The sequence below is a fragment of the Allobosea eneae genome (assembly GCF_042657265.1).
Lineage (GTDB): Bacteria > Pseudomonadota > Alphaproteobacteria > Rhizobiales > Beijerinckiaceae > Allobosea > Allobosea eneae.
Map to the genome: position 1 here is coordinate 378,949 of NZ_JBHSLW010000009.1, position 6,803 is coordinate 385,751.

5 protein-coding genes and 1 pseudogene are annotated in these 6,803 nt (G+C 66.6%); 4 read left to right on the forward strand and 2 right to left on the reverse strand.

Features of this window, described 5'->3' with window-relative positions; translation table 11 throughout:
* The first annotated feature begins 27 nt into the window (after window positions 1-27).
* Genes ntrB through ACFPOB_RS08125 form a run of 4 tightly spaced genes read left to right on the forward strand, consistent with a single transcriptional unit; the run spans window position 28 to window position 5,133 of the window.
* Window positions 28-936 carry a nitrate ABC transporter permease gene (ntrB, locus tag ACFPOB_RS08110; protein ID WP_377797329.1) on the forward strand — a complete coding sequence of 303 codons (909 nt, stop codon included), beginning with the start codon at window positions 28-30 and terminating at the stop codon, window positions 934-936.
* Between the two features lie 11 nt (window positions 937-947).
* Window positions 948-1,745, forward strand: a complete 798-nt coding sequence (locus ACFPOB_RS08115; RefSeq protein ID WP_377797330.1) for an ABC transporter ATP-binding protein — start codon at window positions 948-950, stop codon at window positions 1,743-1,745.
* Window positions 1,746-1,756: 11 nt separating this feature from the next.
* Window positions 1,757-3,553: a NirA family protein gene (locus ACFPOB_RS08120; protein ID WP_377797332.1), complete on the forward strand. Its 1,797-nt coding sequence runs from the start codon at window positions 1,757-1,759 to the stop codon at window positions 3,551-3,553.
* Window positions 3,550-5,133, forward strand: coding sequence for a sulfite reductase subunit alpha (locus ACFPOB_RS08125; protein ID WP_377797334.1), 1,584 nt, complete (start codon window positions 3,550-3,552; stop codon window positions 5,131-5,133). Before ACFPOB_RS08120 ends, ACFPOB_RS08125 begins: the two co-directional genes overlap by 4 nt.
* A 336-nt stretch (window positions 5,134-5,469) precedes the next feature.
* Here the strand turns inward: ACFPOB_RS08125 and ACFPOB_RS08130 are convergent, their stop codons facing one another.
* Together ACFPOB_RS08130 and ACFPOB_RS08135 are read right to left on the reverse strand one after the other, a co-directional pair.
* Window positions 5,470-6,540, reverse strand: a complete 1,071-nt coding sequence (locus ACFPOB_RS08130) for a HipA domain-containing protein (protein ID WP_377797349.1) — start codon at window positions 6,538-6,540, stop codon at window positions 5,470-5,472.
* Window positions 6,520-6,708: pseudogene (locus tag ACFPOB_RS08135) on the reverse strand (HipA N-terminal domain-containing protein); the annotation flags it as partial. The gene ACFPOB_RS08130 and the pseudogene ACFPOB_RS08135, both read right to left, overlap by 21 nt.
* Window positions 6,709-6,803 lie beyond the last annotated feature (95 nt).

The following is a 6,803-nucleotide window of genomic DNA, read 5'->3' on the forward strand; positions in this document are numbered from 1 at the left end:
GCACCGATCGATCACAGGAGTGACGTAATGGGTCAGGCTGCCTTGAAGTCGGCGAGCACGGGGGCGGAGGTCATCGCCTTGCCGGCAAACGGCGCCGCAGTCGTGGCGTTGCCGCAGGCGACCGGAAAGCCCCTGCGCGAAACGCTGGCGCCGCTGGTAAAGTCGGTGCTGGTCACGGTGCTGCCGCCGCTCGGCACCGTCGCCCTCATCCTGCTGTTCTGGCAGATCGCCGCCTCCGGTCCGCAGTCGTCATTGCCACCGCCGAGCAAGATCTGGGAAGAGGCCAAGGACCTGATCACAGAGCCGTTCTACTGGGCCCGCTCGCAGGATATCGGCCTCGGCTGGCGCATTCTGGTCTCGCTCCAGCGCGTCGCCATCGGCTTCAGCCTTGCCGCGATCGTCGGCGTCCTGCTGGGGGCGCTCGTCGGCCAGTCGGTCTGGGCGATGCGCGGCCTCGACCCGGTCTTTCAGGTCCTGCGCACGGTGCCGCCGCTGGCCTGGCTGCCGCTCTCGCTGGCGGCGTTCCGCGACAGCCAGCCCTCGGCGATCTTCGTGATCTTCATCACCGCGATCTGGCCAGTGATCATCAACACCGCCGTCGGCATCCGCAATATCCCGCAGGACTATCGCAACGTCGCGCAGGTGCTGCGGCTGAACCAGATCGAGTTCTTCTTCAAGATCATGGTGCCCTCGGCGGCCCCCTACATCTTCACCGGCCTTAGGATCGGCGTGGGCCTGTCCTGGCTCGCCATCGTCGCGGCGGAGATGCTGACCGGCGGCGTCGGCATCGGCTTCTTCATCTGGGACGCGTGGAACTCCTCGCGCCTCTCTGACATCATCGTGGCGCTCGTCTATATCGGCGTGGTCGGCTTCGTGCTCGACCGGCTGGTCGCCTTCATCGGCGCGATCGTCACCCGCGGCACCGCGGCGAACTGAGGATCGCGACCATGACCAGCGCCTATCTCAAGATCGACCATGTCGAGAAGACCTTCCAGCGCGGCGCGGCTTCGACCAACGTGCTGAAGGATGTCAGCCTCGTCATCGACAAGGGCGAGTACGTCTCGATCATCGGCCATTCCGGCTGCGGCAAGTCGACCTTGCTCAATATCGTCGCCGGCTTGACGCCGGTGAGCGCCGGCGCCGTGCTGCTCGAAGGCAAGGAGGTCAATGCGCCCGGCCCGGAGCGCGCCGTGGTCTTCCAGAACCATTCGCTGCTGCCCTGGCTTTCGGTCTACGACAATGTCGCGCTCGCCGTGAACAAGGTCTTCGGACGCAGCAAGAGCAAAGCGGAGCGGCATGACTGGATCATGCACAATCTCGACCTCGTCCAGATGGGCCACGCCAAGGACAAGCGCCCGGGCGAGATCTCCGGCGGCATGAAGCAGCGTGTCGGCATCGCGCGCGGCCTCGCCATGGAGCCGAAGATCCTGCTGCTCGACGAGCCCTTCGGGGCGCTCGACGCCCTGACCCGCGCCCATCTGCAGGATTCGATCATGCAGATCCACGCCACGCTCGGGAACACGATGATCATGATCACCCATGACGTCGACGAGGCCGTGCTGCTCTCGGACCGGATCGTGATGATGACCAACGGCCCCTCCGCCCGGATCGGCGAGGTGCTCGATGTCCGGCTCGAGCGCCCGCGCAAGCGGCTCGAGCTGGTCTCCGACCGCACCTACATCGCCGCGCGCGAGGCGGTGCTGAAATTCCTCTACGAGCGGCACCGCTTCGTCGAGGCGGCGTGACGGAAACGCCCATGAGCAACGACTTCTCCCCCGAGCAGAAGCGCTATCTCGAAGGCTTCATGAGCGGCCTGCAGTCGGCTCGCGCTGCGCGTGGCCTCGGCCCGCTCGGCGGTGCCGGCAGCGCTGGCAATGCCGCGCCGTCGGGGCCCGACAAGGAGCATGCGCAGGCGCAGGCGAAGACCGTCGCCGCGGGCGGCAAGCTGGTCGATCAGGAGAAGTGGAAGGCGGCCGAGCATCCCTTCGATGCCTATGCCCGCTTCAAGCAGCAGGCGGGATCAGGCACCTATCCCAAGCCCGAGGACAATTTCCGCTGGCGCTATCATGGCCTGTTCTATGTCGCCCCGGCGCAGGACAGCTATATGTGCCGGCTGCGCATTCCCAACGGCATCCTCAAGGCCTGGCAGTTCGAAGGGGTCGCCGACCTCGCCGAGCGGTTCGGTGGCGGCTACAGCCACGTCACCACCCGCGCGAATCTCCAGATCCGCGAGATCAAGGCCGAAAACGCACCGCTACTGCTCGAAGGCCTCGCCGATCTCGGCCTCACCGCCAAGGGCTCCGGCGCCGACAACATCCGCAATGTCACGGGCTCGGCGACCGCCGGCATCGACCCGCTCGAACTCCTCGACACCCGGCCGCATGCCCGCGCCTGGCATCATCACATCCTGAACGACCGCTCGCTTTACGGCCTGCCGCGCAAGTTCAACGTCGCCTTCGACGGCGCCGGCTCCGTAGCGACGCTGGAGGACACCAACGATATCGGCTTTCAGGCGATCGAGATCGGCGAAGGCGCTTCGTTCGAAGGGCAGTCGGTCGAGCCCGGCATCTGGTACCGGCTCGCGCTCGGCGGCATCACCGGCCATCACGACCTTGCCCGTGACACCGGCGTCATCGTAGCGCCGTCCGATACGGTTGCGGTCGCGGATGCGATCGTGCGTGTTTTCATCGCCAATGGCGACCGTACCAACCGCAACAAGGCGCGCCTGAAATACGTCCTCGACGCCTGGGGCTTCGACAAGTTCCTCGCCGCCGTCGAGGAGAGGCTCGGCCGCCGGCTGGCCCGGGTCGACGCGGGCTTCGTCAAGCCGCGCCCGGTCTATGATCGCCTCGCCCATATCGGCGTGCACCGGCAGCTTCAGCCCGGGCTCAACTGGATCGGCGTCGCGCTGCCAGTCGGCAAGCTCACCGTGGCACAGATGCGGACCATCGCAGCAATCTCCAACACTTGCGGCGACGGCGATATCCGCCTGACCGTCTGGCAGAACCTGCTGATCTCGGGCGTGCCGGACGCCAAGGTCGACGATGTCATCGCCAATCTGCAAGCGATCGGCCTCTCGGCCGAGACCTCGGTGCTCCGGGCTGGGCTTATCGCCTGCACCGGCGCGACCGGCTGCAAGTTCGCCGCCGCCCACACCAAGGAGGATGCGCTCGCCATCGCCGCTCATTGCGAGCCGCGCATCACCCTGGACCAGCCGGTCAACATCCACCTGACCGGCTGCCATCATTCCTGCGCCCAGCACTATATCGGCGATCTCGGCCTGATCGGCGCCAAGGTACCTGTGAACGAGGAGGGCGACACCGTGCCAGGCTACGACCTCCTGGTCGGCGGCGGCTATGGCGTCGACGGCGGCATGGCCCGGCCGTTCCGCGAGAAGGTCAGGGCCGAGCAGGCGCCGGCGCTGGTCGAGGCGATCCTGCGCACCTGGCAGGTCCATCGCGCCGCGCCCGACGAGAGCTTCGTCGCCTTCGCCCGCCGCCATGAGATCGCGGCGCTGCAGGCTCTGGTCGCTGAGTCGGGAGAAGCGGCATGACCGTGCAGACGCCGAACCCGCTCGTCCAGGTCCTGCCGGAGGCCGCGCCGTTCAGCGAGGAGCAGCGCTCCTGGCTGAACGGCTTCTTCGCCGGCCTGCTCTCGCTCGACAATGCCGGCGTCACTGCGCTGTCGCCGGCAGAGAACGCCGCGGTGTTGGGCGAGGCCGATGACGGCGCGCCCTGGCACGACCCGGCGATGGCGATCGCCGATCGCATGCAGCTCGCCGAGGGCAAGCCGCTGCCGCGCAAGCTCTTCGCCGCCATGGCGCAGCAGGATTGCGGCCAGTGCGGCTATGTCTGCGAGAGCTATTCGGCCGCGATCGCCGAGGGCAAGGAAGGCCGGCTCAACCTCTGCGCGCCCGGCGGCAAGGAGACTTTGCGCCAGCTCAAGGCGCTGATGGAGGATGGCGGCGCTGCTCCCGCCACCGCGCTAGCCGAGGCTGCGCCTGCAGTCCCTGCCGGTCCAATCGGCCGCTGCCGCGAGAACCCGGCGCTCGCCACCTTCCTGTCGCGCCGCAAGCTCAATGGCGAGGGCTCCGAGAAGGAGACCTGGCATGTCGAGTTCGATCTCTCCGAGAGCGGGCTCGACTACATCGTCGGCGACGCCTTCGGCATCGTCGCGCAGAACGATCCACGCCTGGTCGATGCCGTGATCGCGCTGCTCGGCGCCCGGCCCGACGCCGATCTCCGCGGCAAGACGCTGCGCGAAAAACTGCTGGCCGATTGCGCGCTCGGGCCGGCGCCGGACGCGCTGTTCCAGCTGATCTCCTATGTGACCGGCGGTGAGACCCGCCAGAAGGCCAAGCGCCTCGCGGCCGGCGAGGACCCGGACGGCGATCTCGACCGGCTCGACGTGCTCGGCACACTGCACAAGTTTTCCTCGGCGCGGCTCTCGCCCGAGGCTTTCGTCGAGGCGCTCGATCCGCTGCAGCCGCGGCTCTATTCGATCTCCTCCTCCTTCAATGCCACGCCGGGACGCATCTCGCTGACGGTCGACACCGTCCGTTACAAGATCGGCAGCCGCCCCCGCTGGGGCGTCGCCTCGACCTTTCTGGGCGAGCGCGTACAGCCCGGCGACAAGGTCCCGGTCTATGTCCAGCGCGCCCATGGCTTTTGCCTGCCGGCGAATCCGGAGACGCCGGTGATCATGTGCGGTCCCGGCACCGGCATCGCGCCGTTCCGCGCCTTCCTGCACGATCGCAAGGCGACCGGCGCGAAGGGGAAGAACTGGCTGTTCTTCGGCCATCAGCGCCGGGCTTCTGACTTCTTTTACGAGGACGAGCTCAACGCGATGAAGCAGGAGGGTGTGCTCACCGGCCTCACCCTCGCCTGGTCGCGCGACGGCAACGAGAAGATCTACGTCCAGGACCGCATGCGCGAACGCGGCGCCGAACTCTTCGCCTGGCTCGAGCAAGGCGCCCACTTCTATGTCTGCGGCGATGCGAAGCGCATGGCCAAGGATGTCGAGCGCGCCATGGTCGACGTCGTCATCGAGCACGGCAGCCGCTCGGTCGACGAAGCCGTCGCCTATGTCGCGGCGCTGAAGAAGGCCGGGCGCTACCAGGCCGACGTCTACTAGAGGTTCGACGCCCCACGCGCTCAATCGGAGCGCGCTCGGCTCTTGCGCGGCTCGGCAGCCGCAACAACACATCCGTCTCCATTCAGTCCTCCCAGCTCTTCCGGATAACCCTGGCCCGCTGCCGGAAGATGACCCGGTCGCTCGGGAGGTTGACCTTCGCGGCAATATAGGCAGCTTCTGCGGCGAAGAAGAAGTTGGTGTTGGCTAGGACGGGATCCGCGGACGCAGCCGTTCCCCGCCCGCGGCTGCACACTTTGGCTGAAGTCCACGGTTCTGGACATCTGCGCGAGCGTAGAACGAAAAGTCGAGCATCATTGCTTGTCGGATACGAGAATCTCAATCGTCGGCTGGGCCGGGGTTCTGCTGATCCCCTCGCGCACGCACGCTCCTCGGATCGCGCCGCCGCCCTTCACGTCGATTGGCAAGCTGCAGCTCGATGATCTGCGCGGCATGCACAACTTCGGCCTGAACGCGCTCGAGCAGTTCATGCCCGCCAGCCGGCATGGCGGCTATACGGTCACGGGCCTCCCGGGCATTCTCCCGCACGAGCTGGCATAACTCGGCGACGCGCTGGAGCGTGTGCGCAGGATTCAGGCCGACTCTGCGCGCCAGGATCTGCCAATCCGATCCCTGGATCTCCGCGGCAACCCGACGCTCACCGAGTTTCTGGGCCATGCTGGCCGTGATGTGGGGGTATATCTTCGCACAGAGCACATCGTAGAGGGGAGCGAGACGCGCCGAGCCTCCGGCGCCGATCTGGAGCGCGTAGTTCTTGGCGTGGGCATCGGTGTTACCGCAGATCACGTTGAAGATCACGCCATCGAGCAGGTCGAGGCGTGCACCAGGTGAGACATGCCGCTCGACGGCTCCGAAGAGCTCGACCAGACCCGGCCCGCTGCGCACCTCACTACCGCGTCCACCTGGGGCGTATTCGTATTTGTCCTTCGGATAGATGCCCAGCGCCTGGGCGAGATCCTCCTGGTGAACGCGCTGGATGCCGGCCGGCGTCTCGATCCGATCATAGCGCTCGACCAGCAGGTAACTGCGTCGAACTGCGCGGCCGGTCGTGACCGCGGCCGCCCGCAGGCCGATCAACCTGGCTAGCGTGAGGCAGAAGGCCTCGTTCTGGACGCTCGCCTTCAGCCGTTCGACATCAGGCTTCAGGATATGCGTCGAGGGCGTGCCCTCGAGTGGAACTGCGATCTTGCCGTCGACAATGGCGATGCCGAGCTTTTCCTGAACGCCCGCCAGCGACATCGAGACGCCGCGCTCGCCGACGAGCATCGGCTTCATCGGCAGGTTCGAGATGATCTGCTCGAGCTCGTCATTCGTCTCGACGACATGAAATCGGTTGCCCCCCTCCCGCGGCTGTCCGAACGCCAGAGCTCCGGCCGTGTCGCGCCCCATCCGGGCGAGGAGGCCCAGAATGTTCTGGGGCGCGATCTGGAGGATCTGGCCGATCTCCGCGAGATGCGTCTCCGGCAGCAGGTTCGCGAGCCAGGGTAGGATGACCTTCGCCTCATAGGGCTCGGCCCGCAGCGGCATCGTCACCGAGATAGGGAAGGCGGATTGACCTGAGACCCTTTTCTCCTCCGGTCTGAGGGAGAGTCCTGGGTTTCGTTTCTGGCCTCATGCGGCCTGTTTTTCCAGCGTGGATTTGAGGGCGAACT